A 25699-nucleotide genomic window follows, 5' to 3' on the forward strand; every position below is an offset into this window, starting at 1 on the left:
CGAGAGTGCCCCAAACCGTGGTATCAGCCGTTTGTCGATGTAAGCCCGAGATGCATCGCGCGTGGAAGGCTTCCAATGCGGTGAATAGTCGAGCCAGAACTCCTCCGCGAATTCTGCAAAGAGTGGAGCCTTAAGCTTCTCTGGAGCAGTAGGCAGATCGGCAAGTGTCGCCTTGATGAGCAATCTGCGCGCGGCAGCGCGCGCGGCGGGAGCGCCTAACGCACCTGCCGCCACTCCCGCGCTTCCCAGCGTCACCATTCGCTGCACGCCTCGCGGCCTGTGCTTTACGATCCACGTGAGATGTCCCGACTTGCGCTTGCGAAGTCCGAAGCCGGGAAGCTCTGTATCCCATGTGATGCCGACCGGAAGAGACTTTCGCCGCGCAACATAGCCGGTCAGTTTGAGACGATGGGACTGCCTGCGGCGGGATACTGCTGTGCCTTGGCTACCACCTGATTGCTCAGTCTTTCGGACTTGCGATGCTTCTGTTTCTTCGTGCCTTTTTGCCATTCCATGCAGCTACCGCTGCGTACGGTGTGCGTCCTTGCGGCAGGTCCGCCAGCGCATCCTCGATTTCTCCCAGTGACAGTCCGAGCTTCTGCGCGATCAGTATGAAACTGAGCCGCCTAATGTCGCTGCGCAGGAAACGGCGCTGGTTGCCGGACGTGCGCAGGGGTTCGACCAGTCCCTTTTCCTCGTAGAAACGGATGGCCGAGACGGACAGACCGGTACGGCGGGCAAGATCGCCGATCGGCAGGAGGTCGTTCGCTTTCATCGATTACAGAGATAGTGCAAATGAGGCTTGACCTCAACTTAGCTTGAGGTTGCATATACCCGTGCATCGCAACCAGCGCCGCGTCTCTGTGAGATCGGCGCGACAGAAGGAGATGCACCATGGCGCAAGGACGCCTCGAACACGCCAATATCTCGGTCACCGATCCGGAACGGAGTGCCGCGTTGTTGATCGATCTACTCGGCTGGCACGAACGCTGGCGCGGGCCATCCCAACTCGGCGGACACTCGGTCCATGTCGGCGCGGAGCATGACTATGTCGCGCTCTATACTGGCGAGCACGTTAAGGGCGAATATCGCAAGGGCCAGCCGCTCAACCATATAGCCTTTACCGTCGAAGATCTCGATGCGGCGGAAGAAGTGGTCAAACGCCATGGCATGGAGCCCTTCGGACATGATGATTACGACCCGGGTAGGCGGTTCTATTTTTTCGACTGGGACGGGATCGAATTCGAGGTGGTCAGCTATGAATGAGATCATGCCTCGCCGCCCTCTGTTCGGCTCACGAGAACACATGAAAGAGCGTGACGTCAGCCCGGAAGAGTCCCCGACTGCCGCAGTGCCTCTGCCAGAGCGATCGCAGCGCTTGTCGCCAGGTTGAGCGAACGCACCTCGGGTCGCATAGGCAGCCGCACGCTGGCATCGACGGACGCGCGCACCGCGTCCGTCACACCCGCGCTCTCCTTGCCGAACAGCAGCACATCGTCGGGGCGATATTCGAAATCGTAAGACGACTGGGTCGCTTTAGTGGTGAACAGCACCAGGCGGCACCCGGCACGCGCCTGACGGAAAGCCTCGAAACCGCTGTGCCGCACCACCTCGACATGGTCGATGTAATCCATCGCGGCGCGCCGCACACGCCTGTCGTCCCACGGAAACCCAAGTGGCTCGATCAGATCTACGCCCGCACCCATGCAGGCACCAAGCCGCATCACGGCACCGACGTTTCCGGCAATCTCGGGTTCGAACAGGGCTATGCGCATGGCTTCAGAGCAGCCCCACCCGGCCGTTGCCCTTGGTCCTGATGCACATCACGCATTGCCTACGACGAAGCAGGCGGCGGCGACCAGCGCGCCTGCCCAGCGGTTCGAACGGAAGCGTTCAAGCGGGTTGGCGGGATCGTCTCCATCGAGAGTCGAGACTTGCCACGCCAGATGGCCGGCCGCCGGGATCAGCGCCAGCAGCGCAATCCAGTCTGCGCGGTAAAGCCAGAAAGCCAGCGCCCACAGCGCCACCGCCCCGGTGTAGAACACCGCAACTCCACCCTGGACCTGACCGCCGAGTCGCAGCGCGGAGGAGCGGATACCGACCAGCGCATCGTCCTCGCGGTCCTGCATGGCATAGATCGTGTCGTAGCCGATGACCCACAGCGCCGCACCCGCATACATGGCGGCCAGCGCATCGAGATTGTCGGCGCGGAGCTGGGTCCAGCCCACCAGCAGCCCCCATGTAAACACGAGACCGAGCCAGGCCTGCGGCCACCATGTAATCCGCTTCATGAAAGGATAGGCGGCGACCATGGCGAGACTGGCCAATGCGACGATCTGCGCCAGCGGACGCAGTTGCAGCAGCGCGACCAGCCCGACGAGGCAGAGCGCCAGCAACCAGCCCCAGGCGAGTTTTTTCGGCACCCGTCCGCTAGCCACCGGGCGGCTGGCGGTGCGGGCCACCTTCCGGTCAAGATCGGCATCGACGATGTCGTTATAGACACAGCCCGCCCCGCGCATGGCGATACTGCCCAGCAACAGCCAGCCGAGCAGCGCCCATTGCCAGCCGGCACCTGTCAGCCACACGCCCCAGACGCAGGGCCAGAACAGCAGCCACCAGCCGATCGGCCGGTCGAATCGTGCGAGCTGCGCAAGGTCTCGCAGGCGCTGCGGCAGGCGCCCGACGAGCCCGCGATGCTCGCTGTCCGGTACGATATCATTCGAAGCTGGTTCGCTCATGGGTTGCTCCCTACCCTCGCCCGTGCCACCTGCAAAGCCATGCCCGCAACTCCCGCCTGGCCGCCCAAGAGCGCACCGCGCCTGTTCGTCGACAGCCTCTTGTCCGAAGGTGCGGAGGTGCGCATCGAAGGCAATCAGGCGCATTACCTCGGCAAGGTCATGCGCATCTCGCCAGGCGACACGGTGATCCTGTGCGATAACGAATCCGGCGAATGGGCCGCGGAAGTTATCGAGGCTGCCAAACGCCATATCACCCTGACGGCGCGGCAACATCTGCGCGAGCGGGAGGAAGTCCCGGACTTCTGGCTCTGCGCCGCGCTTCTGAAAAAGGACCGGTTCGACATGGTGCTGGAAAAGGCGACCGAGCTGGGCGTCGCCGCGATCCATCCCATCGTTACCCGCCGCTGCGTGGCCGACAAGCTCAATTCCGAGCGCGCTTCCGCCATCGTGACCGAGGCGGCGGAGCAATGCGCGCGCACCGCGCTGCCCGTAGTGGCCGAGCCGCGCAAGCTCGATGCACTGCTACGTGACTGGCCCGAAGACCGGATACTTTTCTTCGCCGACGAGGAAGGTGGTGAATCTGCCGCAGACGCCTTCTGTTACGCCGAAGGTCCCGCCGCCCTGCTCACCGGCCCGGAAGGCGGGTTCGACGACGAAGAGCGCGTGGCGATTCGCGCGCATCCCAATGCCCGGCCCATCAGCCTCGGCCCGCGGATTTTGCGCGGCGAAACTGCCGCTCTTGCCGGCATCTCCGTATGGATGGCGGAAGCTGGTGACTGGATCGATGCAGAATAATTCTCTTTCCTCGCGAGGTTGGGTTTCCTATCGCAACTTTCATGAGCACGCGCGACACATCCGCCAGGGAAGACCCGATCATCGAGAGCCGCGACCAACTGGTCGCCCCGATGCAAAAGGGAGAGAAACCCAAGGCGGACTGGCGTATCGGAACGGAGCATGAAAAGCTCGTCTTCAACAGGTCGGACCACCGCGCTCCATCTTACGAGGAAAAGGGCGGTATACGCGATATCCTGCTGAGTTTGCGGCAGTTTGGATGGGAACCTGTGGAAGAAGGCGGCAAGGTCATCGCCATGCGCGGCGAAGATGGCACCGTCAGTCTGGAGCCTGCGGGCCAGCTGGAACTTTCCGGCGCGCCGCTGGAGAATCTCCACGAAACCTGCGCGGAAACCGGCCGCCACCTCGATCAGGTGAAGCAGGTCGGCGAAGCCTGCGATGTCGGTTTCCTCGGTCTCGGCATGTGGCCGGACAAGACCCGCGAAGAGCTGCCCATGATGCCCAAGGGTCGCTACGAAATCATGAAACGGCATATGCCGCGGGTCGGCACGCTGGGCCTCGACATGATGCTGCGGACCTGCACGATCCAGGTCAATCTCGACTATTCTTCCGAAACCGACATGGCGCAGAAATTCCGCACCGGCCTCGCGCTGCAGCCGCTGGCCACCGCGCTGTTCGCCAATTCGCCCTTCACCGAAGGCAAGCCGAACGGCTACCTTTCCTACCGCAGCCATATCTGGAGCGACACCGATCCACACCGCACGGGCATGCTGCCGTTCGTCTTCGAGGACGGCTTCGGCTACGAACGCTGGGTCGATTACATGCTGGATGTGCCGATGTATTTCGTCTTCCGCGACGGGAAATATATCGATGCGGCGGGCCTCAGTTTTCGCGATTTCCTCAAGGGTGAACTTTCGGTCCTTCCGGGCGAGAAGCCGACCGAAAGCGATTGGTGGGACCATCTCTCCACCGCCTTTCCCGAAGTGCGCCTGAAGAGCTTCCTCGAAATGCGCGGAGCGGACGGCGGGCCGTGGAGCCGGATTTGCGCCCTGCCCGCCTTCTGGGTCGGCCTGCTCTACGAGCAGACCGCGCTCGATGCGGCGTGGGACCTCGTCAAACACTGGACGATGGAAGAGCGCGAGGAATTGCGCAACGCGGTTCCGAAACTGGCTCTCGATGCGCCCATTCCCGGCGGGGGCAAGCTACAGGATCTTGCGAAAGACGTTCTCAAGATCGCACGTTCGGGGCTGACCGCACGCGCCCGAGTCAACGCGTCGGGTGATAACGAGACCGGTTTCCTCGAGACGCTCGACGAGATCGTGGCGAGCGGCAAGGTGCCCGCGCAGATACTGCTCGACCGTTATCATGGGGAATGGGGCGGCGATATCAGCCGGGTTTACAAATACAGCTTCTGACCAAGGGAAAGCGTGGATGATCCAGATCAACGGAACGATCAAGCTGGGGCGCACGATCGACGCCACGATGCAGAAATCCCTTGTCGAGATGGTCCGCGCCAGCCGCGCCGAAGACGGTTGCCTCGATTACAGCTTTGCGCGCGATCTTGCCGATCCGGACACGCTGGTACTGTTCGAACGCTGGCGCGACCGTGCAGCGCTGGATGCACATGGGCAATCCGCGCACATGGCGGAATTCCAGAAGGTCATGGCGGCCAACCCGCCCGCCTCGCGCGATCTCAGGATCTACGAGACCGACGAGGGCCAGCCGCTCGGCTGACCCTCGGCACATCAGGCGCGTCTAGCGGAAAGCCGTGATCCGACCGCTGTCGTCGAGCACGTAGAGCGTATTGTTGGCAACGATCGGGGGGAGGCTGATCGGCTGTTCCAGTTCGCGGAAGAGGGTGGCCGAACCTTCGCCCGTGCTTACGGTGTAGATCTGGCCTTCCGAATTGACCGCCCACAGGCGATCGCCTGCGAGAACCGGCCCCTGCCAGAAGATCGGATCTTCCTTGTCTTCCTCGTCACGGAAGCGCGGAAGCTGGGTAAGCCAGCGAACCTTGCCGGTGCCGCGCGCAATCGCCAACATGCGTGCATCGTCGGTCAGCGCGAAGATCCAGTCACCCGCAATGGCCGGGGTCGAAATGCCCGCGACCGTAAGTTCCCACAGGCGCTGGCCAGTGACCAGTTCGTAAGCTGCCATCCGACCGCCTTGGCCGAGCGCGAAGACCTGACCCCTGTCGATAATCGGATCGGCATCGATATCGCTCAACGCCCCGACTTGCGTTGAGATCGAGGTGCGTGCCAGCGCATCGGCCCACAGGCTGCGGCCGTTTTCGTACCGATAGGCAACCAGTTCACCTGAAGTATAGCCGGCGACCACTGTCCCGTTTCCGGCTGCAGGTGCGGCAACTCCGAATACGCCCGCCATCGTGGTGGAACCGGATTCCTGCCACACTTGGCGTCCGTCGGCAGCGTTCAGCGCAAAAAGCTGGTTGTCCTGGGACATGACAAAGACATTGCCGAAGGAAACCGTGGGCGAGCCGCGCAGCGGTCCGCCGGGCTTGACCTTCCAGAGTTCGGCACCGTTGTCGGCGTCCAGCGCATAGACGTTACCGGCACCATCGGTGCCATAAACCCTGCCACTATCGAAGCTCACCCCGCCGCCGAAGGCCGAAGGGCGCGTGTCGTCGGTCAAATCACCCTGATAGGCCCAGATGCGAGATCCGGTCTGTGCGTCGAAAGCGGAAACCTGCCCGTCCGCGCCGACGGCAAAAAGCTTGCCGCCTCCCACAACCGGTGCCGCACCCAGACGGCGCTTGTTGCTGGCGCCTTCGACCTGGGCGGTGAAGGCCTGCGCGGGAGTCGCCCCGAGAGCCAGATGGCCGTAGCTTTTGCTCGCGGTCCCGCCAGCCTGGCCCCAGGTATCGTTGGACCGGGCTGCCGGAAGCGTGACCGCCGTTCCCGCCAAGGCAGGGTCGACTTTTGCGCCGCTTTCGATCCGCGAAAGGATCGGCTGGCGGTCGCCGATGGTAGGCGTGTCCTTCTTTCCGTCGCCGCCGCCGAACAGGCCGCCACTGCACGCTCCAAGCGCAACCGCGGAGGTTGCAAGGATCGCGCCTCTGAAGAGGGATTTAGCGTAGTTCTGGCTCATCGAGTTTCCGTTTCGTGTCATTCGGTGCCTTCACCGCCTGCGCCTTGCGCATCGAGGATATCCTGCACATCGTCGACTGCGTCGACGCCAAGGATACCCGCCATGTTGAGCATGCGGGCCCGGGCCGGTTCGGGAGTATTTTCGTCTCGCGCTATCTCGGCAAACAGCGCACCAGCTTCGTCGCGCTGGTTCTGTGCGAGATAAGCGTGTGCGACCAGTTCGCCCGCGCTGGCGAAGAACGGTTCGCCCGGGACAGCGAGCGGCTTCATCGCAGCGATGACCTCGGCCGGTTCCGTCTGGTCGAAAAGCAAAGCCGTGCGGCGGATGAGCGCAAGGTTCCGCATAACGTCCGGCGCGTTTTCGTCATCGGCAATCTCGCCGAACAGGGTGGCCGCCTGCGCGACATCCCCGCTTTCGGCGGCAATTCCGGCCCTCAGCATCTTCGCGCTGATGGCGGGCGTACCCTCTCCCTCGAACGCTTCGAGACGCGCGGTTGCGGTATCGACGTTCCCGGCTTCCAGCTGGTCGAGCGTCGTGACGAGTTCCTCGCTCGATGATTCGAGCGCCGTTTCCTGGCGGTTGTCCCAGTAGAGATAGCCGGCGAAGGACAGAAGTCCGATCACTACCACCCCGATGAGCGGCTTGCCGTAGCGGTCCATGAAGCTTTCGAGATCGCCCTGGCGAACGGCATCGTCGACTTCGCGCAGCAGTGCTTCCTGCTCTGCTGCGCTGGCTTTCGCCTTTTTCTCTTCACGGGTGAGTTCGGTCTTGGGTGTTCGTGCCACTGCGGCGCGGTCTCCGGTCCTTGGATATCAGGTCTGCGGGTCTTTAGGCATGGCACCTTCGAAGGGCAATGCCTTGGCGACCGTGCACCAACGCCTGTCCCCGTTCGCGTGAATGTGCGATGAAAGCCACTTTCAAAATTCGCGTCTCATTGCGCTGGAATAGAGACGCCGGAAGGTGGCGATCATCTTATCTCGGTCGAATTCTCGTACGGCCTGGACCCGGTTCGCCTCGCCTATGGCCTTGCGCAAGCCCCCGTCTTTGGCGAGCGCGTGGAGATTTGCCGCAAACATGCTTTCGCTGGCACCTTCCGTCAGCCACTCGCGATTGGGTTCGCTTACGATATCTGCAGTTCCGCCTTCCCGGGGCGCGATGACCGGCACGGACGCCGACATCGCCTGGACGAGCCGTTCCGGAAATATCGGTGATACGCCCGGATCGACGAAGATGTCGAACAGGCCGAGCACGCGCGCCGGCTCCTTCACCGCGCCGGGGAAATAGACCCGGTCGTTCAGGCCGAGCCGGTCGATTTCCGCCTCAACGCCAGTTGTATTCTGTCGTTCTCCCAGAACAATCAGCTGCCACTTCTCGTCCAGGTTGGCGAATGCCCTCACCAGACGCGCAATTCTGGACGCGCCGGGATCATCGGGCCATGTGCCGACCCAGTTCTCACCGGGATGCTTGATAAGACGGAATCCGTCGTTCTTCGGCTTCTTGGCGAAAGCCTTGGTGTCGATTCCCGGGGCGATGCGTTTCACCCGGCCCATAGGCTGTTGCCAGTCGACCAGCGCGGCCTCTTCAAGCCTTTCGCCCGGTACAACGACACCGGCGGATTTCCCCAGCGCGATCCGGCGATACCACTTGCGGCGAAAAGCGCGCCGCTGATCCGGCGCATATTCGTGATGCACCAGCGGCGGCAGGTTCATCGCATCCTTGAACAGCGTATGAGCCATCGCAACGTCGAGCGCTTCCGGCCCGTGGGTCAGCACCAGATCGAACGGGGTTATCGCGCGCGCCAGCTTGAGCATGCGGCCAGGAATAGGCAGGCCCTCCAGCGCGGGGAAGTTGCTTGCAGGCTTGAGATAGGCGCTCCGGCGAAGCCCGGTCGGCAATTCTCCGTCCTGGGTCACCAGCGTGTGTCGCAACTTGTTGCCGAAAGCAGATATCAGCTCGACTGAAGCGCCTTGGGGAAGGACATGGAGGAGGTTCGGCGCCAGCTCGCCTTTCCCACCACTCATCCCACTTTGCCGAGCAGTGCATCGATGGCACTGCGCACTTCAGGCTCGTCGAGCGTCGGGGCATGTCCGGCATTCGGGACCACGACGATATCGGCGCCGGGGGCGCGGCGCTGCATTTCGGCCAGCGTCTCTTCGCTCAGGATCGTGGAAAGCGCGCCGCGAACGAGTACTATCGGCTTTCCGGCCAATGCCTCGAAGCCGGGCCAGAGATCGGGCGGAACCGCATTTTCATCGGCCTCGTTGAAGGGATCGGCGATCTTCATGTCGTAATCGAAGGCGATCCGGCCGTTGTTGCACAGCGTCATCGAACGCTTGGCCATCCTGATCCAGTCGTTCGTGTCGAAGGAGGGGTGCGAATCGCCATGGACCTCCTCGAGCGAACGCGCGGCATGCATCCATGTCGGAAAGCTGCCGCCCTTGCCGAGATAGGTCTTGATCTTGTCGATCCCCTGAGGGTCCACGACCGGGCCGATATCGTTGATAACCGCTCCGGCAATCCGATCGGGCGCGAACTGGGCGATCAGCATGGTCATCAGACCTCCCATTGATGTTCCGATGGAAATGAAGCGCTTCATTCGCTCCTGTTCGAACAACGCCATGACGTCCGCAATATAGGTCGGCACGGCGTAACTCGCGCTGTCCTCGGCATAAGCGCTTTGCCCGCGCCCGCGCATGTCGGGCACGATGACCCGGTGCCCCAGCGACGCAATATGCGGCGCCAGCGCATCGAAATCGCGGCTGTTCCGGGTGAGACCGTGCAGGCAGACGACCGGAAGCTTGCCCGTATCGTCGCCTGCATAATCGCGGAAATACAGCTCCAAACCGTCGGGGCTTTGCCAGCTGCGTTCGATGAATTCGCTATTCATGATTGTTCCGGTAGCGCCACTGCGCGCAAATTTCGAGAGACGACTTGCATGGATGGTGCATGACCCCCATCCCCTATGGCATGCCCAACCTCCCAGCGCCTTCCGAATATCGCCCCGACACGCCGATTCTGGGGGTTGCTGACTGGCTGGCAGACCCGGTCCAGTCGGCCGATTTTCCCGAAACGCGGCTGCGCTTCCGCAATGATCGCTGGGCAGAGGCTGTAGGGCTTGCAGATTTGACCGACGAAGAATGGCTCAGCCATTTCGGGCGTTTCGAACCGCTTGAGGGCAATCTGCCCCACCCGCTGGCGCTGCGTTATCACGGACACCAGTTTCGCGTGTACAATCCGGAAATCGGTGACGGCCGCGGCTTTCTTTTTGCGCAGCTACGCGACGGCGAAGGCCGTTTGCTCGATCTCGGCACCAAGGGATCGGGCCAGACTCCCTGGAGCCGGGCAGGAGACGGTCGGCTTACTCTAAAGGGCGGTGTGCGCGAGATCCTCGCCACCGAAATGCTCGAAGCACTGGGCGTCAATACTTCCAAGACCTTCAGCATCGTGGAAACGGGTGAGGAATTGGTCCGCGGGGACGAGCCTTCGCCCACCCGTTCCGCAGTGATGACACGGCTCAGTCACGGCCATATCCGCATCGGTAGCTTCCAGCGCCTGCTCGCACTCGAAGAAAAGGCGCATATGGAGCAACTGGTCGACTATTGCCTCACCCAGTTCCCCGGCCCTCCTCCGCCGGAGGACGCACCTGGACGTAACGAACCGGCCGTGAAGCTGATGCATCTGGTCGTCCAACGCCTCGCCGACCTTGCGGCAAGCTGGATGGTAGCAGGCTTCGTCCACGGCGTCCTGAACACGGACAATATGAACATCACGGGCGAAAGCTTCGACTATGGCCCCTGGCGGTTCCTGCCCAGATGGGAGCCGGGATTCACCGCCGCCTATTTCGATCATGCGGGGCTATACGCCTTCGGACGCCAGCCGGAGGCACTGCATTGGAACTGCGGCCAATTCGCGATTGCACTGCGGCTGATCGCCGATGCGCCGCCGCTGATTGCCGCGATGGAGCGCTTCGGGTCTCTTTACATGGAAGCCGTTGCGCGGCGGTGGTGCTGGCGGCTCGGTATCGAAAGCAAAGGACTCGAAGGAGACAGCAAGCTTGTCGGGGCCTGCGAGGCATCTATGGCGGAGAGCGGAGAGCAACCGGACGCCTTCTTCTATCGCCATCGCGGCGGAAAGGATGGCGATGACGAACTCGGCGATCTGCTCTCCACCTATCGAGCGGTTGGCGGTAGCCATCCATACTGGTCGGAAGGCAACCCCGAAAGCTTGGTGATCGACGAGGTCGAGGAGATCTGGTCCGCGATCGACGAGCGCGATGACTGGCAACCGCTATATGACAAAGTAGAGCGTCTGCGCCGCATGGGCGAGGCTCATGGGGTGGCTCCTGCCCCTGCAGCACACAGCGCCTAGACTCAATTTGACGCACCATGGCAGAAAGCACATAGGCCATTTCATCCAAGGCAACCGTTTCAAGGACAGGCTATTCAGTGTCGGACAAGATGATTTCCACCGAACCCGCCACAGGCAACCAGATCTGGCGCGGCAAGGTCGGCAATGTCGATGAAGTCCTTGAACGCGCGGTCGCCGCCAAACGTGGATGGGCCACTGAATCCGTCGCGCGGCGGATTGAATTCGTGCGCCGTTTTGCCAACCAGGTTCTCAAGCACGCCGAACCCTTCGCGGAACTGATCGCGCGCGAAACCGGAAAGCCCTTGTGGGAAGCTCGCACCGAGGTCGAAGCGGTCAAGAACAAGGTCGAGATTTCAATCACGGCCTATGCCGAACGGACGGGCCAGAAAAAGCTCGACAGTGCACTGCAGGGCAGCGCCGCCCTGCGCCACAAGCCGCACGGTGTGATGGCGGTGCTTGGGCCCTATAATTTTCCCGCGCACCTTCCCAATGGTCATATCGTCCCTGCACTCATCGCGGGCAACGTCGTGGTCTTCAAGCCGAGCGAGAAAACGCCTGCAGTGGGCGAATTCCTGACCAAGCTGTTTCATGAAGCAGAAGTACCGGAAGACGTGGTGCAATGTCTCCACGGCGGCCCCGACGCCGGCAAGGCGCTCGTCGCGCATGATGCGGTCGATGGCGTTCTGTTCACCGGTTCGGCCCCGGCGGGCATCGCGATCAACAAGAAGCTCGCATCCAATCCGGCAAAGATCGTTGCGCTGGAAATGGGAGGGAACAATCCCATTGTCATGCTCGATACGCCGAAGATCGAGGATGCGGCCGTTACGATTATTCAGTCGGCTTATACAACGGCCGGTCAACGCTGCACTGCTGCGCGTCGCCTTATCGTGCTGGACAGCGTATACGATGAGATTGTTCCCGCTGTAAAAAGGCTTGCCAGGCGTCTTCTGGTTGACGAACCGTTTGCCGAGCCGCAACCGTTCATGGGTACCGTGATCGACAATGCAACCGCCGAAATGCTGATGGAAAGCCAGGAGGCTCTGCTATCGCACGGCGGAGAAGCGATCCTGGGCATGACCCGTCCACAGGGAAAATTGCCTTTCCTCACGCCCGGCATCGTCGAAGTGACCGCAATCGACGAACGGCCGGACGTCGAATTGTTCGGCCCGTTGCTGCAGGTAATCCAGGTCAAGGATTTCGACGAGGCGATCGCCGAAGCCAATAATACGCGTTACGGCCTATCTGCCTCGCTGGTCGGCGGCAAACCCGAAAACTTCGAACGCTTCTGGAGCGAAACCCGTGCCGGGATAGTCAACTGGAACCGTCCGACCAACGGCGCTTCCTCTGCCGCGCCCTTTGGCGGGATCGGCCTTTCCGGCAACCACCGCCCTGCGGCCTATTATGCTGCGGATTATTGCGCTTATCCGGTCGCAAGTACCGAGATGGATCAGCCGCGCGCCAGTATCGGCGTGGGCCTGAAAGACGCCAGCAAGCCCACTCGCAAGACCAAGGACGCGCATAAATAAAGGGCGCCGCCGGTTCCTCTTATAATGAGGATACCGACGACGCCCACAACGACCCGAAGGCCGCCTTCGAACTGCGGGTGGGCGCAGTTCGAAGATCGTAATTATCCGCAGCGCGTGCTGGAACGATCGATCGAACGACCCAGGAGTGCGCCGGCTGCTCCGCCAAGGATGGCACCGAGCGTCCGATCACCGCCACGGCCGGCTACTTCGTGGCCAAGCAATGCACCCACCCCGGCTCCGACCAGCAGGCCGGTCGTGCCATCATCCTTGCGGCAATAGTAACGGTTGTCGCGGCCGCGCCAGATACGGGTGTCGCGGCGCACCGGCTGCCCCCAATCACGCGAGTAGCCTTGATAATAACCGCGCTGACGATCACGACCGTAGTATTGGCGCTGGTTATGACGCTTGCGCCCGTGCTCGAAGACCGTCCCGCTGGCGATATCGGTATATCCTTGCGGTGCCGCGCTTGCAGGCGCGACATTCGAAGGCACTGCAGCGGAAGCCGGCATTGCCAAGCTTAGACCGGTTGCTGCGAAAGCTAGTGATAGAGCTTTTGTAATTTTTGGCATGGCGCTCGTCCTTTGGTCGTTTTTGACTCGCTGGTTGTTGATGTCGTTCATGAATAGCGATGGTTTCCTGAACCAATTGCAACCGAAGCGTCAGATTTGAGATAATCGACCAGCCGTGCAGAGCTGATGGACGAAATGAGGCTTGCAGGCCTTTACAGGCCCACCTAGGCGCTCGGAGTTCATGGAAACGACAGGAACCGAACACCCGAAGACGGGTCTCTGGGCAGCCGTTGGCGCCTATCTGATCTGGGGGTTTTTGCCGCTCTACCTGATTCTGGTGCGCAGCGTTCCTGCGATGGAATTCGTCGGCTGGCGGATTGTCTGGACTCTGCCGCTGTGCCTGGTGATCGTGACCGTGCGCAAGCAGTTGCCGCAATTGCGCGCGGCATTGACCAATCGCAGGACGATGGGTTGGCTCTTCGTCTCAGCTACCCTCATCGCGGTGAACTGGATCGTCTATGTATGGGCGATCCAGAGCAATTACGTCTATGCTGCTAGCCTCGGTTACTACATCAATCCGCTGATAAACGTTCTGCTCGGTACCCTGCTTTTGAAAGAGAAGCTTTCGCGTTTCCAATGGGCGGCCGTTGCTCTGGCAGCGGTCGGCGTATCGTTGCTCCTCGGCGGCGCTCTGACCACGCTCTGGATCAGTCTTACACTGGCACTAAGCTTCGGAACCTACGGTCTCATACGCAAGCAGGTGGATGTAGGCGCCCTACCCGGCCTGACCATCGAATCCCTATTGCTGCTGGTCCCCGCCTCCGGCGTGATCTGGTTCTACTCGGGCACACCTGGAGGTTCGTCATTCGCCCAGTCGACCGAGCTTAGCCTCGCGATCATGCTGGGCGGTGTACTCACGGCGATACCGCTGCTTATGTTCGCCATCGCCGCCAAACGACTTCCTTATTCGACGCTCGGTTTTATCCAGTTCCTCGCTCCGAGCATCGTCTTCGTTCTCGGACTGACCGTCTTCGGCGAGGAATTGAAACCCGTCCAGGCCGCATGCTTTGCCTGTATCTGGGCAGCGGCGGCGATCTTCGTGTGGGATCTGTGGTCGCGCTCTAGGAAGCCAGCCGCCATTTGAGTGTTTCGCCCGCGTGGAAGGGCACGATGGCTGCTTCTCCGCCTTCCACTTCGGAAGGAACTTCGACCGGCCTTTTTTCCAGCGTGATGCGCGCCTCATTCACCGGCAAGCCGTAGAATGCGGGACCATTGAGGCTGGCAAATCCCTCGAATTGCTCGAGCGCATCTTCCTCGTCGAAGACCGTGACGTAGCTTTCGAGAGCGAAGGGTGCGTTGAAAATGCCCGCGCAACCGCAGTCACTTTCCTTGGCGTAACGATGGTGCGGCGCACTGTCCGTCCCGAGGAAGTATTTCGCCGAACCGCTCGTCGCCGCCTTGCGCAGCGCCAGGCGGTGTTCCTCGCGCTTGGCAACCGGCAGGCAGAACATGTGCGGGCGGATACCGCCGACGAGGATCGCGTTGCGGTTGATGTGCAGATGCTGGGGCGTGATCGTCGCCCCGACCCTTGGCCCGGAAGCATCGACGAACTGCACTGCCTGTTTCGTGGTGATATGCTCGAAGATAACCTTCAGCTCGGGCAAACGCTCGACAAGCGGGGCGAGGACTTGGTCGATGAATACCGCCTCGCGATCGAAGATATCGATCTCGGCGTGGGTAACCTCGCCGTGAACGCATAACGGCATTCCGATCTGCGCCATGCGCTCGAGAACGCCAGATATATTTGCAACGTCCGTCACGCCATGGGCGGAATTGGTCGTCGCCCCCGCAGGATAGAGCTTCGCTGCTGTAAGCACGCCATCGGCGAAGCCCGCGGCCAGATCATCGGCATCGGTTTCGTCCGTGAGATAGGCGGTCATCAGCGGAGTGAAATCCAGCTCTTCGGGCACGGCCTCGAGAATCCGAGCGCGATAGGCGGATGCAAGCGCGCTTGTAGTCACCGGCGGGGCGAGGTTCGGCATTACGATGGCGCGTGCGAACTGGCGCGCGGTATGCGGCACGACTGCGCGCATCGTGTCACCGTCTCGGAAATGGAGATGCCAGTCATCGGGGCGGCGGATCGTCAGCGATTCGGTGGCGGTACTCATGGCGGTTGCCTATGGCGGCAGGCAGCCTATCTGTCACCCATGACAGCTACCCGCCTGACCAACCGCGCGGTCATCCGCCTCTCCTCGCAGGACGATAGCGAAAGCGTCGCCGATTTTCTCCAGGGACTGCTGACCAACGATGTGAAGCAGAAACTGCCGGTCTATGCTGGCTTGCTGACTCCGCAGGGCAAGGCGCTGTTCGACATGATTGTCTGGCCCGCAGGCAACGGCCAGCTCCTGCTCGACTGCGAAGCGGAGTTTGCCGAGGAACTGGTCAAACGCCTCTCGCTTTATCGACTGCGCCGGAAAATCGACATTGCGGTGGACGAAAATGTCGGTGTGCACTGGGAGAAGCATGGTGGCGACGGCGGCGCGCCCGATCCGCGGCTCGCTGCAATGGGCCAGCGCTGGCTTGCCCCCGTGTCTGATGGCGACGAGGCGATAGATGATGCGTATATCGCCCACCGCCTATCGCTCGGCGTACCCGAAGGTCGTGCCGAACTGGGTGACATATTGTGGCTCGAGACCAATGCCGTCGAGCTACACGGCGTCACTTTCGATAAGGGTTGCTATATCGGGCAGGAAAACACTGCGCGGATGAATTGGCGCAGCAAGGTCAACCGGCGACTGGTGGTGGTGCCGTTCGACATGTCGGAAGAGAAACGCCGCAAAATCGGCTATCCCGATCTAGGCTTCGCCGTCGATCACTTGCGTGTGAGCGACATCGATCCGCTGATCGCTCCCGACTGGATGCGTTCGGGCCTGGTACCTAAAGAATAGTCGTTTCGAGCGAGCGGACCAGCATCCGCTCCGCCCGGTCTCGCGCAGCGGTTTCAGGGAGGCCCAGCGAGCGAGCGAGCGCTGATCCGATCAGCGCATCGCCCATTGCCATCAGCACGAGCGCCAGCGTTTCCTCATGGACCTGGGTCGCGTTGCCCGAATGCGCGGCTTCCTCAGGCGCTATCTCATCAACCAGTGCATGGATCGTTTCGACTATGGGCGTTAGCGCGTCCTCATTGCCGGTCAGGATCATCCAGCTGGCGAGCGCGCCTGCACCTTCCTTGTCGAAAGCATCGAATGCGAGATCCACGACTTCGCGCGGGTGGCCAAGGCCGGCCCGGCTGGCACGCACGGCATCGGCAATGGTGGAGCAGACAGCCTGAGCCAGATGACCCGCGAGTTCTTTCTGCAATCCGGCAGCCGAACCGAAATGGTGCAACAGATTGGCATGGGTACGTCCGATCCGGCCCGCCACGGCCTTGAGCGTGACCGATTGCGGCCCGGTCTCGATCAGCAGGCTGCGCGCCGCTTCGAGTGCGGCGAGACGGGATTCTTCTGGAGATAGACGTTTGCGGGTTGCCATGGCCACATAGCGTTATCGTATCGACCGTTTAACGCAAGGCGTTAAGCTCACGTTATTGACATGAATGTAAGTAATCACTACTGACATCAATGTAAGTTAACCCGGAGCCGTCCCGATGAACGCCCCCGCGCATTTCGATCACTCACAAACCAAATCTACGCCCACTCCGGCAGACCTCACGATCACTGTTCGTGACGAGCGCTTCAATCGCGCCACTACCCCGCGTCGCTGGTGGGCGGGCGAGCCATTCGGCACAGCCTGGCACAATGCCCTGTCTGCCACCTTCCCGCGTGGCGAAGCCTTCTTCATCGAAGCCGTAAAGGCGCATCGCGACGGCGCCGATCCGCAGCTTGCGGCAGAGATCCGCGCTTTCGTAAAGCAGGAAATCAACCACACCCGCGAACATATCGCCTTCAACCGTCTCGCCGAGGATCATGACTATGACATCAAGGCGATCGACAGGCGGGTGGAACAAATGCTCGCCCTGACCAAGGATCGCCCGGTCATCGTGAACCTCGCCGCAACCATGGCGCTCGAACATTACACCGCCATGATGGCGAGCGAGTTCCTAGCCAATCCGCAGCATTTCGAGGATGCCGATCCGGAAGTACGCGCGATGTGGGAATGGCATGCGATCGAAGAGATCGAACACAAGGGCGTCGCTTTCGACACCTGGAACCATGCCACGAAGGACTGGTCGAAGTGGCGGCGCTGGAAGCTGCGCAGCCTGATGATGTTGATCGTCACCTTCAACTTTTTCCGCAATCGCTGGATCGATACACTCGAACTGCTCGCTCAGGACGGGATCAAAGGCGGAAAGGCCAAATGGGGTCTGCTCAAATACCTTTTGGTCAGCCCGGGCGTGGTGCGCCGGATCTTCCCCGCTTGGCTCGCCTACTTCAAGCCCGGCTTCCACCCATGGGATCACGACGACCGTGAATTGATCGGCAAGTACGAAGGCGAATTCGAAGCCGCTCTCATCCCGGCGGAATAATTTCGCGCGCCTCGCCACAGAAACAAGGGCCCCGCGATTATTTGCGGGGCCCTTTTCTATGCCGCCTGGAGCGGAGCGGCGATCTCGTCGCCTAAATCGATGCGATAGAGCATGCATTCGGCCTCTTCGCCGCGTCCGCAGCTATGCCGCAGCGCAACCTTGCCTGTGGGCCGGAAGCCTAGTTTACGAAGCACCCGGCCAGATGCCGGATTGTCCGTGAAATGGCCCGCGCTCAGGCTGTTGTGACCGAGCAGACGCGCGATCTCCATAACCCCGCGCGCCGCTTCGGTGGCATATCCCTGCCCCCAGAATGGCTGGGCGATCCAGTAACCGAGCTCTGTGCCGTCCACTCCGGGATCGATTCCGATGCAACCGATCAGGTCAGAACCATCGGCTGTCGGACGGGTAATCAGAAACACCGGATGGCGCGGATCGTGATCGCGCTGGACGAAGCTTCGGGCATGCTCGGGGAGATAGGGCCAGGGCGCCGAGGCGAGATTGCGGACGACTCCCTGATCGGCGATTACGCCAAACAGCGCTTCGGCATCTTCGGGCCAGGCAGGCCGCAGCAGCAACCTGTTCGTAACATGGAACATCGGTATTCTCCCCGTGAGAACCACGCTCCGGGCTCCTAGGCCGGACGCGTGACAATTGCGTGGCGGCGATACAAAGTTTCGCCGAATGGAGAGGGAGAAACGACAAGAGGGAGACGGGTCGGCCCCATCTCCCTCTTCGTCTGCCGGATCGTTAGCCCGGCTGGGACCGTCCCGTCTGGACGATCCCGTTATCGGAGCGTCCTGTTATTCCGCAGCTTCCGCCATCATATCGACCGATACGTATTTGCGGCCGAGCTTGCCCGAGTGGAATCGGACGACGCCGTCGGTAAGCGCGAACAGCGTGTGGTCCTTGCCCATGCCGACGTTGACGGCCGGATAGAACTTCGTGCCACGCTGGCGCACGATAATGTTGCCGGCGACCACGGACTGGCTGCCGAACTTCTTCACACCAAGACGACGACCGGCCGAATCACGACCGTTACGCGACGAACCGCCTGCTTTTTTATGTGCCATGGTCCGGTTTCCTTACTTCTTGGATTCGGTCTTCTTAGGCGCTGCCTTCTTGGCCGGAGCCTTCTTAGCAGGTGCCTTGTCGGTAGCTGCGGCCTTCTTCGGTGCAGCCTTCTTCGCCTTGGGCGCGGCCTTCTCTTCGGAAGTATCCTTCTTCGGAGCGGCCTTCTTGGTTTCAGCCTTCGGCGCGTCGTCCTTCTTGGCGGATTCCTTCTTGGGAGCAGCCTTCTTCTCGGCCTTCGAATCGCCCACCGCGGTGATGCGCAACAGGGTCATCTGCTGGCGATGGCCGTTCTTGCGGCGATAGTTGTGACGGCGACGCTTCTTGAAGACGAGGACCTTTTCGCTCTTCGCCTGCGCAATGATTTCGGCCGACACGGTAACCTTGCCGGCGTCCGAAAGCTTGTCGCCTTCGCCTGCAAGCAGGACATCGCCCAGCGTGATGGTGTCACCGGCTTCGCCAGCCAGCTTCTCAACCGCGATCTTGTCTCCGGCGGCAACCCGGTATTGCTTGCCGCCCGTGCGCACTACTGCGAACATGGTACGTATCTCTCGTTCAAATTGCTGTGCCGCAATCCACAAAACGAACTCTTGCGAATCCGCGGCGCACCCGTCGACCCACCGATTGGCGGGCCCGGAAAGAAGCGTGCCGTTAGGCGAATGCCGTGCCCAAGTCAACGCCGGACAATGCGCTTTTTTGCATTCCCGCTGGCACGAAGCCGCGCCCGTGCTATGTGGCGGGCATGCCGCGTCATGCAAGAGCTACCCTTCTCACCTCGCTGGCAATCCTGCTGGGTGCCTGTGCCTCGACCGACGGGAATTATCCTTCGCTCGCCATACGCGACGCCGAGCGGGCGGAAGGACAGTTCGACACGGGCGAACCCGCTCGCCTCGACATTCCACCTGTCGAAGTAGACCTGACCGGCGGACTGGACGCACGTCTGTCCAGCCTGGTGGCGGCTGCCGAGGAAGCGCATGCCGAATTCCTGGAAGTTCGACCCCGCGCCGAACGCCTTGTTTCCACAGCAGCGGGCAATGCCGTGGGCAGCGATAGTTGGGCCAGTGCCCAAGTCGCCCTCGCCGAACTCGATTCGGCTCGTAGCCGTGCAGCCGTTCCGCTGGGCGACCTCGACGCGCTCTACGCAGCGGCGCGCGTAGCCGCCGAAGATACCGCCGCCGTCGATCTCGCCCGCGACCGGGTTATTGCGCTGGTCAGTGAAGAGGACGCAGTTCTGGAATTCCTGCGCGCCCAAATCCGATGAGTCTCGCGTGTTCGACCTGTCCGGTTCGCGATCGGGCGGCCTGTTCCGTATTGGAGGAGGCCGAGCGAGAAGAACTGGCCAAGGCCGGACGGACGCGCAAGCGCGCGAAAGGCGAAACCCTGTTTGCCGCAGGAATGAGCGCAGCGTCCTGTGCCACCCTGCTCAGCGGCGCACTCAAGATTACGTCGACCGATGCCGACGGGCGAGAGCGTATCCTTTCCCTGGTCCACCCTTCCGGCTTCGTGGGTGAGATGTTCGCACCCTATATGCGGCATGACGTTGTTGCCTTGGGCGATAGCGAGCTTTGTGTATTCTCCGGTCCCGCCTTCGCCGATGCGATCGAGCGCTACCCGAAACTGAGCCAGGCGCTTTTGCGGCGGACGCAGGAAGATCTTTTCGCCAGTCGCGAGTTGCTGGCGCTGACCGGCAATGCCTCGGCAGAGCAGCGCGTCTCCGGCGCCCTGCTTTCGATGTCCCGCGCAGCGAGCGATTCGCCCTGCCATCTGGCCAGCCGTTTCGACTTGCCCATCACACGTGGCGAACTTGCAGACATGCTGGGCCTGACTATCGAGACGGTCAGCCGCATGCTGACCCGGTTCGAAAGGGAAGGCGCGATCAGGCGCAACGGAAAGCGCGGGATCGAACTGGTCGACCCCGCGCTCCTCCCCCTGTCTTGAGGCGATCTAACGGACTAGGGACGCTATAGAGACCGTTGCCACGCCCCAGCAGAAGATGATGATCGGTAGTATGAGCATTGCACGCTGGCGTCCCGCGCGTGCAATCGGCCCGTCAGCGTGGCGATGCCATCGCGTCGAAGCCTCGAGAAGGTCATTTGCTTTGACGCGGTCTCCGGAGCCAAGCGCGTCCAGATGGCCGGGACACCGAAGCCCGCGACGATGAAGACCGTGAAGATCGCCATCGGAATGATGAGGCCCGGCGTTGACAAGCCCGCCGCCATGACGATCAGGAAGCCGAGATAAAGCGCCACGGTCGCGGCATAGAGACCCTTTGGCAGTTCGAAAGTGCGATCGACTTCATGCCGCGGCTTCGGCGCGTCAACTATGATAGCCTGCTCGGCAACGAGTTCGCGAGTGAGGTGCTTGGACATTTCCGATCTCCTTCGTTGGAGATGGATTGCCTCTTTGGCGGGCCGTTTTCCTTGATCGAGATCAAACGGCCTAATTTATTTCCAGCGGGCGAGGTCGATCCGGTCCTGTGCGCGCGGCTCGATCCAGTGCCAGCCACCGACACGCCGTTCGCGCTTCCAGAACCACGCAGCGGATTTGAGATGATCCATCAGATAGTCGGCCGCATCGAAGGCGCTGCGTCGGTGATGGGCGGCAGTTGCGACCAGTACGATTGTTTCGCCCGGGCTCATTACGCCGACCCTGTGCCAGACAAGAGCACCTTCGAGATCGAAACGTACACTTGCTGCCTTGGCCAGTTCTTCCATTCCCCGGAGGGTCAAGGGTTCGTAGTGCGAGAGTTCGAGGGCGCGGACACCGTCACCGGGGCGAACCTTGCCAAGGAATGAGACGATCCCACCTGCCTCGTCATGCGCTGCGTTGAACGCGGCGAGCGCCTCCCCGACCGATAGCCCCTTATCGAGCAATCGCACGTCGAGCGGACTGGAAAGCGCGAGCCTAGCCACCGCTCACCGGGGGCAGCAAAGCCACCTCGTCGCCGTCTTTGGCTTTCAGCGCGCGCTTGTCGGCGAGCACGCGGCCCTTGCAGGCGAGATTGACGCGATCCTCATCCAGCTGTGCCGCAACTTCTGGCCCGACCGCTTCTCGCAACCCTGCCCAATCGAGCGGACCGTCCACCTCACGCGATTGCTCACCCGCAATATCGCGCAGCGGGCCCAGGAAAAGGATGGTGACGCTCACGAAGCAGCCTGAAGATATTGTCCGGTGATGCCCGGCGCAGTGGAGAGATAGTCCTCGATCGCCGCCAGAGATCCGCCCGTGCCCGCGACGAGATTCACACGTTGCGGCGTGTGCTTGCGGGCCAGCATAGCGGCCACGGCCTTCCGCCATTCGCCATGAGTATGGTCCGCAGGTTCCAACGCCACCATCACGTCCTGCCCCGCGCCGAGTGCACGTTCGATGGGATCAAGCCAGTTCTGGTGGAACAGCCCTGCAGCGGCAAGGGGTTCGTCCGGCAGGCCTTCGACTTCGATCCGCTTCATTCACGCCGCTCGCGGTGGAGCGTGATGCCGATCTTCTCTCCAGCCTCGGCGATGGCCAGCTTGACGATCTTCACCGTCACCGCCTCGACGCGCCGGTCCTGCAAAAACAGCGTTTCGCAGATATGATCGGCTACCGCCTCTATCAGTTTGAAATGCACACCCTCGGGTAGCGCGCCTGAAGCTGCGAACTTGAGATCCATGTAATTCTTCGAATCATCGAGCGAAGTGTCCGCGTGATAATGCCGCAGCGGTTTCATCCGTGCCTGGATCGTGAAGCGCAAAGGCTGCGGCTTACCTGTCTCCTCCGAGTAGATTCCGGTGAGCACGTCGTGTTCGAAATCGGCGACTTCGAGGATAAGCGAATCGTTCATGCGACGGGGCTTTAGCGCGGATTGGACCAGCGCGCGAAAATTGCTGTCGGCAGCAGGCGTCCGCCCTCTTCCTGCACCGCCAGATCGCCATGTTCGACTGTGCCGGGAAGTTCCGCGAACATCTCTTCCAGCAGACCACCCAGCGCAAGGCTGCTCATGCGCACGGCATAGACGGTTAAAAACAGGAAGCTGCTTTCGTCATCGAGCAGCTGGCGGCAATCGGAAACGAGATCGGGCAGGCCCTGCTCGAGCCGCCAGACTTCCCCGTCCGGACCGCGACCGAATTTGGGCGGATCGAGTATGATGCCATCATACCGGCGTCCGCGGCGAACTTCGCGCGCAGTGTATTTCATCGCGTCTTCGACCAGCCAGCGGATCGGACGATCCTCCAGCCCCGCCAATGCTGCATTTTCGCGGGCCTGCGCGACGGACTTCTTGCTCGCATCGACGTGGGTGACACGGCCGAAACGGGACAGGGCCTGGCTACCCACACCTGTATAGCCGAAGAGATTCATCGTTTCGGCATCGGTGCGGCCGTCCAATTGGTCCCCCATCCATGTCCACACCGGGGCCATATCCGGAAAGAAGCCGAGATGGCGGAAGGGTGTGCATTGTGCAGTAAAGCGCGCTTCGTCACCCCAGCCGAGTTCCCAGCCGTCACGCGGCACATCGCGAAAGAATTGCCAGCGCCCGCCGCCGTCCTCGTCGCTGCCGGGGACGAATTCGCCATGCGCATCCCACTCGTCGAGACGCGGCGACCACATTGCCTGTGGCTCGGGGCGGATGAAGCGATACTCGCCATAAGCCTCGAACTTGCGTCCGTGACCGCTATCGAGAAGCCTATAGCCGTCCCAACCCTCGCCGACCATCAGCACCGGTTTGTGCAAGAATTCGGCCATCAAGCGGCGTTCTCGAGGATATGATCGCGCACGGCCTCATATGTACCGGGCAGCTCGACATAGCTCTCTTCGCGAGCGAAGAGATCGCCCGTACGGGCAGGAAGGCCGGGGCGGATACCGGTGGCCCGCTCGACCGCGTCGGGGAATTTCGCCGGATGCGCGGTGGCCAAAGTAACGACCGGAACTGAAGGATCCACATCCGCCTGCCGCGCGGCGTGGATACCGATCGCGGTGTGCGGGTCGAGCAACTGACCGCATTCCTCATAGGCCCAGCGCATGGCCTGAGACGTCTCGGTCTCATCCGCGCGGGTGCTGGTAAAAAGCGTTGCCGCGCCTTCACGCTGAGCGTTGGTTAGACGCATTGCCTTTTGCGTGTCGAAGCCGCGCATCTGCTGCGCCATGGCCGCCCCGTCGCGCCCGCCGACATCGAACAACAGCCGCTCGAAGTTCGAGCTTACCTGAATGTCCATGCTGGGCGCGGCAGTGGGCGTGACCGTACCGGCCGAATAATCCCCCTGGCTGAGCGCACGGTGGAGGATATCGTTGACGTTGGTGGCGACGATCAATCGCTCGATTGGCAGACCCATTCGCGCCGCAACATGACCGGCGAAGACATCGCCGAAATTACCCGTCGGGACGCTGAATGCCAGCTTACGATGTGGCCCGCCCAGCTGAAGCGAAGCTGCGAAGTAATAGACGACCTGCGCCATCAGTCGCGCCCAGTTGATCGAATTGACTGCGCCGATGCGAAGCTTGGCAGTCACATCACTGTCGGCAAAGATGCGCTTTACCATCGCCTGAGCGTCATCGAAGCTGCCCTCGATGGCGATGTTGTGAACATTGGGTGCGCGCACCGTCGTCATCTGGCGGCGCTGGACATCGCTCACCCGGCCCTTCGGGTGGAGCATGAAGATTTCGACATTCTCGAGCCCCGCCACCGCATCGATCGCTGCACTGCCCGTATCTCCGCTGGTCGCGCCAACAATCGTCAGGCAGTCATCCTTGCCGCTGAGGAATTCCTCGAACAGCAGGCCGAGCATCTGCAATGCCACGTCCTTGAAGGCCAGCGTTGGGCCATGAAAAAGCTCGAGCACCCAATGGTGTTCGTCCAATTGCACTAACGGTGTCACCGCCTTGTGCGAGAAGCGGTCATAGGCCTTGGCGGTCAGCCTGCGCAGACGTTCGGGCGTCAGGCAGTCGCCCACGAAAGGCTGCATGATCCGCGCCGCCAACGCCGGATAGGAAAGGCCTGCCAGTGCGGCGATCTCCTCCTGCGAGAAACGAGGCCATTCGCGCGGCAGGTAAAGCCCACCGTCGTTGGCCAGCCCGGCGAGAGTGACGCCTTCGAAATCGAGCGCCGGTGCGCTGCCGCGTGTTGAGACGTATTCCATCGAACCGAGCGACTAGCCGCGCCCCGCGCGCCTCGCAAGCAACACCGGCTAGGCCCGGTCGTGGCCTTGCTTCTTTTCGGCCTGTTTCCCGGCGCCTTCCTCGCCCGCTTCCAGCCCAAGCTTGAGGCGATGGAGGCCGGCAGCAGCAGCAGCCGCGTGCGGCCCGATCCAGCGTTCGTGAATCGCCTGGATCGGCATGGCGTCGAGGTGATTGAACCGTTCGCGCCCCTTGCGCACCGGCACCACCAGCCCGGCCTCTTCCAGCACGCGCAGGTGCATCATCACCGTTGTGCGGTCCAGTGCCGGGAAGCAGGTGCACAGTTGCTTGGTGGTGAGCGGCCGCAATTTCAGCGCATCGCAGATTTCCCGCCGCACCCGGTTAGCCAGCGCCTTGAAAACATGATCGAGTTCATCTTCGTTTGACATGTTAGATTTTTATAACATAATTGGCCGCGACTCAAGTGGAGTATGAAGTATGCAGGTGAATTTCAGAGTGTCGGGGCGGATCGCTAAGCCGGTGGCAGAAGTGTTCGAAGCGGTCGCCGATCCGGAAAAGCTATCCCGATATTTCACGACCGGCGGCGCCGAGGGCAGGATAGAGCCGGGTGCCACGGTGACATGGGATTTTCACGATTTTCCCGGCGCCTTCCCGGTCGAGGTGATCGAGGTCGTTCCGAACGAGAAGATCGTTCTGGAATGGGACGCAAGCGAAGGCGAAAGCGGCGAGATTGGCACGAAAATGCGGGAGGCGGGCTACAAGACCACCGTCACCATAATGTTCAAGCCCATCGAAAACGGGCGCACGCTGGTGGAAATCGCCGAGGAAGGCTGGCGGGACACGCCCGGCGGGCGGCGCAGTTCCTACAACAACTGCGAAGGCTGGACCGGGATGCTGATCGCGATGAAAGCCTGGCTGGAGCACGGCATCAACTTGCGCGAAGGGTTTTACAAATAG

33 protein-coding genes and 1 pseudogene are annotated in these 25699 nt (G+C 61.6%); 12 read left to right on the top strand and 22 right to left on the bottom strand.

Annotation, left to right across the window (positions count from 1 at the left end):
* On the bottom strand, positions 1-258 hold a 258-nt coding region (locus AC13CE_RS02070), incomplete at its 3' end, for a tyrosine-type recombinase/integrase (protein ID WP_482971202.1).
* Positions 259-526: 268 nt separating this feature from the next.
* Positions 527-775, bottom strand: a pseudogene (locus AC13CE_RS02075) (MerR family transcriptional regulator); the annotation flags it as partial.
* Between the two features lie 119 nt (positions 776-894).
* Between AC13CE_RS02075 and AC13CE_RS02080 the strand changes: the two are divergent.
* Entirely contained in the window at positions 895-1266 is a 372-nt protein-coding gene (locus AC13CE_RS02080) for a VOC family protein (RefSeq protein ID WP_482971320.1), read from the top strand.
* 56 nt (positions 1267-1322) lie between these two features.
* Here AC13CE_RS02080 and AC13CE_RS02085 read toward each other — a convergent pair whose 3' ends face one another.
* Together AC13CE_RS02085 and ubiA are read right to left on the bottom strand one after the other, a co-directional pair.
* Positions 1323-1775, bottom strand: a complete 453-nt coding sequence (locus AC13CE_RS02085) for a tRNA (cytidine(34)-2'-O)-methyltransferase (RefSeq protein ID WP_482971321.1) — start codon at positions 1773-1775, stop codon at positions 1323-1325.
* Between the two features lie 48 nt (positions 1776-1823).
* Entirely contained in the window at positions 1824-2738 is a 915-nt protein-coding gene (ubiA, locus tag AC13CE_RS02090) for a 4-hydroxybenzoate octaprenyltransferase (RefSeq protein ID WP_482971322.1), read from the bottom strand.
* A gap of 39 nt (positions 2739-2777) precedes the next feature.
* On the opposite strand from ubiA, the gene AC13CE_RS02095 reads away from it, so the two are divergent.
* The 3 genes from AC13CE_RS02095 to AC13CE_RS02105 are packed head-to-tail and all read left to right on the top strand — an operon-like array spanning position 2778 to position 5264.
* The gene (locus AC13CE_RS02095) at positions 2778-3533 is read left to right on the top strand and encodes a 16S rRNA (uracil(1498)-N(3))-methyltransferase (RefSeq protein WP_482971323.1); all 756 of its coding nucleotides are present in this window, start codon (positions 2778-2780) and stop codon (positions 3531-3533) included.
* Positions 3534-3574: 41 nt separating this feature from the next.
* Entirely contained in the window at positions 3575-4945 is a 1371-nt protein-coding gene (locus AC13CE_RS02100) for a glutamate--cysteine ligase (protein ID WP_473822616.1), read from the top strand.
* Between the two features lie 16 nt (positions 4946-4961).
* Positions 4962-5264, top strand: coding sequence for a putative quinol monooxygenase (locus tag AC13CE_RS02105; RefSeq protein WP_221539774.1), 303 nt, complete (start codon positions 4962-4964; stop codon positions 5262-5264).
* 21 nt (positions 5265-5285) lie between these two features.
* Here AC13CE_RS02105 and AC13CE_RS02110 read toward each other — a convergent pair whose 3' ends face one another.
* The 4 genes from AC13CE_RS02110 to AC13CE_RS02125 form a co-directional block, all read right to left on the bottom strand.
* Positions 5286-6638 (bottom strand): outer membrane protein assembly factor BamB family protein, encoded by a 1353-nt coding sequence (locus tag AC13CE_RS02110; protein WP_221539776.1) that lies wholly within the window; start codon positions 6636-6638, stop codon positions 5286-5288.
* A 17-nt stretch (positions 6639-6655) separates the two neighbouring features.
* Positions 6656-7423 carry a tetratricopeptide repeat protein gene (locus AC13CE_RS02115; protein WP_482971324.1) on the bottom strand — a complete coding sequence of 256 codons (768 nt, stop codon included), beginning with the start codon at positions 7421-7423 and terminating at the stop codon, positions 6656-6658.
* A gap of 132 nt (positions 7424-7555) precedes the next feature.
* Positions 7556-8659, bottom strand: a complete 1104-nt coding sequence (locus AC13CE_RS02120; RefSeq protein WP_482971325.1) for a glycosyltransferase family 4 protein — start codon at positions 8657-8659, stop codon at positions 7556-7558.
* On the bottom strand, positions 8656-9525 hold the full coding sequence (locus AC13CE_RS02125; protein ID WP_482971326.1) for an alpha/beta fold hydrolase: 870 nt from the start codon (positions 9523-9525) through the stop codon (positions 8656-8658). Before AC13CE_RS02125 ends, AC13CE_RS02120 begins: the two co-directional genes overlap by 4 nt.
* An 80-nt stretch (positions 9526-9605) precedes the next feature.
* Between AC13CE_RS02125 and AC13CE_RS02130 the strand changes: the two genes are divergently transcribed.
* Positions 9606-11006: a protein adenylyltransferase SelO family protein gene (locus AC13CE_RS02130; RefSeq protein ID WP_482971363.1), complete on the top strand. Its 1401-nt coding sequence runs from the start codon at positions 9606-9608 to the stop codon at positions 11004-11006.
* A gap of 89 nt (positions 11007-11095) precedes the next feature.
* Complete coding sequence (gene astD / locus AC13CE_RS02135) at positions 11096-12532, top strand: succinylglutamate-semialdehyde dehydrogenase (RefSeq protein ID WP_482971364.1); 1437 nt, start codon at positions 11096-11098, stop codon at positions 12530-12532.
* Between the two features lie 101 nt (positions 12533-12633).
* On the opposite strand, the gene AC13CE_RS02140 is transcribed toward astD, so the two are convergent.
* Positions 12634-13041 carry a glycine zipper 2TM domain-containing protein gene (locus tag AC13CE_RS02140; RefSeq protein WP_473822665.1) on the bottom strand — a complete coding sequence of 136 codons (408 nt, stop codon included), beginning with the start codon at positions 13039-13041 and terminating at the stop codon, positions 12634-12636.
* A 241-nt stretch (positions 13042-13282) separates the two neighbouring features.
* Between AC13CE_RS02140 and rarD the strand changes: the two genes are divergently transcribed.
* Positions 13283-14185: an EamA family transporter RarD gene (gene rarD, locus AC13CE_RS02145; protein WP_482971327.1), complete on the top strand. Its 903-nt coding sequence runs from the start codon at positions 13283-13285 to the stop codon at positions 14183-14185.
* On the opposite strand, the gene pyrC is transcribed toward rarD, so the two are convergent.
* The gene (gene pyrC, locus AC13CE_RS02150; RefSeq protein WP_482971328.1) at positions 14163-15209 is read right to left on the bottom strand and encodes a dihydroorotase; all 1047 of its coding nucleotides are present in this window, start codon (positions 15207-15209) and stop codon (positions 14163-14165) included. The genes rarD and pyrC overlap by 23 nt on opposite strands.
* A 39-nt stretch (positions 15210-15248) precedes the next feature.
* On the opposite strand from pyrC, the gene ygfZ reads away from it, so the two are divergent.
* Positions 15249-15989, top strand: coding sequence for a CAF17-like 4Fe-4S cluster assembly/insertion protein YgfZ (gene ygfZ, locus AC13CE_RS02155; protein ID WP_473820875.1), 741 nt, complete (start codon positions 15249-15251; stop codon positions 15987-15989).
* On the opposite strand, the gene AC13CE_RS02160 is transcribed toward ygfZ, so the two are convergent.
* Positions 15979-16572: a TetR/AcrR family transcriptional regulator gene (locus AC13CE_RS02160; RefSeq protein WP_221539794.1), complete on the bottom strand. Its 594-nt coding sequence runs from the start codon at positions 16570-16572 to the stop codon at positions 15979-15981. The genes ygfZ and AC13CE_RS02160 overlap by 11 nt on opposite strands.
* A gap of 115 nt (positions 16573-16687) precedes the next feature.
* On the opposite strand from AC13CE_RS02160, the gene AC13CE_RS02165 reads away from it, so the two are divergent.
* On the top strand, positions 16688-17566 hold the full coding sequence (locus tag AC13CE_RS02165) for a metal-dependent hydrolase (protein WP_482971329.1): 879 nt from the start codon (positions 16688-16690) through the stop codon (positions 17564-17566).
* Positions 17567-17622: 56 nt separating this feature from the next.
* Here AC13CE_RS02165 and AC13CE_RS02170 read toward each other — a convergent pair whose 3' ends face one another.
* The 3 genes from AC13CE_RS02170 to rplU all read right to left on the bottom strand — a co-directional run bounded on the left by AC13CE_RS02170 (position 17623) and on the right by rplU (position 19173).
* Positions 17623-18162: a GNAT family N-acetyltransferase gene (locus AC13CE_RS02170; RefSeq protein WP_473820878.1), complete on the bottom strand. Its 540-nt coding sequence runs from the start codon at positions 18160-18162 to the stop codon at positions 17623-17625.
* Positions 18163-18366: 204 nt separating this feature from the next.
* Entirely contained in the window at positions 18367-18636 is a 270-nt protein-coding gene (gene rpmA / locus AC13CE_RS02175; protein WP_221539800.1) for a 50S ribosomal protein L27, read from the bottom strand.
* 12 nt (positions 18637-18648) lie between these two features.
* Positions 18649-19173, bottom strand: a complete 525-nt coding sequence (rplU, locus tag AC13CE_RS02180; protein ID WP_473820879.1) for a 50S ribosomal protein L21 — start codon at positions 19171-19173, stop codon at positions 18649-18651.
* A gap of 203 nt (positions 19174-19376) precedes the next feature.
* Between rplU and AC13CE_RS02185 the strand changes: the two genes are divergently transcribed.
* Positions 19377-19895 (top strand): hypothetical protein, encoded by a 519-nt coding sequence (locus AC13CE_RS02185; protein WP_482971330.1) that lies wholly within the window; start codon positions 19377-19379, stop codon positions 19893-19895.
* A complete protein-coding gene (locus tag AC13CE_RS02190) occupies positions 19892-20572 on the top strand; it encodes a Crp/Fnr family transcriptional regulator (RefSeq protein ID WP_482971331.1) in 681 nt (226 codons plus the stop codon). The genes AC13CE_RS02185 and AC13CE_RS02190 overlap by 4 nt, the downstream gene beginning before the upstream one ends.
* Before the next feature lie 23 nt (positions 20573-20595).
* Here the strand turns inward: AC13CE_RS02190 and AC13CE_RS02195 are convergent, their stop codons facing one another.
* The 8 genes from AC13CE_RS02195 to AC13CE_RS02230 form a co-directional block, all read right to left on the bottom strand.
* On the bottom strand, positions 20596-21003 hold the full coding sequence (locus AC13CE_RS02195) for a hypothetical protein (protein ID WP_482971332.1): 408 nt from the start codon (positions 21001-21003) through the stop codon (positions 20596-20598).
* 75 nt (positions 21004-21078) lie between these two features.
* Positions 21079-21546 carry a molybdenum cofactor biosynthesis protein MoaE gene (locus AC13CE_RS02200; protein WP_482971333.1) on the bottom strand — a complete coding sequence of 156 codons (468 nt, stop codon included), beginning with the start codon at positions 21544-21546 and terminating at the stop codon, positions 21079-21081.
* Entirely contained in the window at positions 21539-21781 is a 243-nt protein-coding gene (locus tag AC13CE_RS02205) for a MoaD/ThiS family protein (RefSeq protein WP_482971334.1), read from the bottom strand. Before AC13CE_RS02205 ends, AC13CE_RS02200 begins: the two co-directional genes overlap by 8 nt.
* Entirely contained in the window at positions 21778-22083 is a 306-nt protein-coding gene (locus AC13CE_RS02210) for a Rossmann fold domain-containing protein (RefSeq protein ID WP_473820885.1), read from the bottom strand. Before AC13CE_RS02210 ends, AC13CE_RS02205 begins: the two co-directional genes overlap by 4 nt.
* Positions 22080-22454, bottom strand: a complete 375-nt coding sequence (locus AC13CE_RS02215; protein WP_221539809.1) for a dihydroneopterin aldolase — start codon at positions 22452-22454, stop codon at positions 22080-22082. The genes AC13CE_RS02210 and AC13CE_RS02215 overlap by 4 nt, the downstream gene beginning before the upstream one ends.
* Before the next feature lie 11 nt (positions 22455-22465).
* Complete coding sequence (locus AC13CE_RS02220) at positions 22466-23353, bottom strand: RsmD family RNA methyltransferase (RefSeq protein ID WP_482971335.1); 888 nt, start codon at positions 23351-23353, stop codon at positions 22466-22468.
* Positions 23353-24744 (bottom strand): threonine synthase, encoded by a 1392-nt coding sequence (thrC, locus tag AC13CE_RS02225; protein WP_482971336.1) that lies wholly within the window; start codon positions 24742-24744, stop codon positions 23353-23355. The genes AC13CE_RS02220 and thrC overlap by 1 nt, the downstream gene beginning before the upstream one ends.
* Positions 24745-24792: 48 nt before the next feature.
* Complete coding sequence (locus tag AC13CE_RS02230; protein ID WP_482971337.1) at positions 24793-25170, bottom strand: ArsR/SmtB family transcription factor; 378 nt, start codon at positions 25168-25170, stop codon at positions 24793-24795.
* Positions 25171-25219: 49 nt separating this feature from the next.
* On the opposite strand from AC13CE_RS02230, the gene AC13CE_RS02235 reads away from it, so the two are divergent.
* Positions 25220-25699, top strand: a complete 480-nt coding sequence (locus tag AC13CE_RS02235) for an SRPBCC family protein (protein ID WP_482971338.1) — start codon at positions 25220-25222, stop codon at positions 25697-25699.

It is taken from the genome of Qipengyuania sp. B-5 (assembly GCF_056857815.1).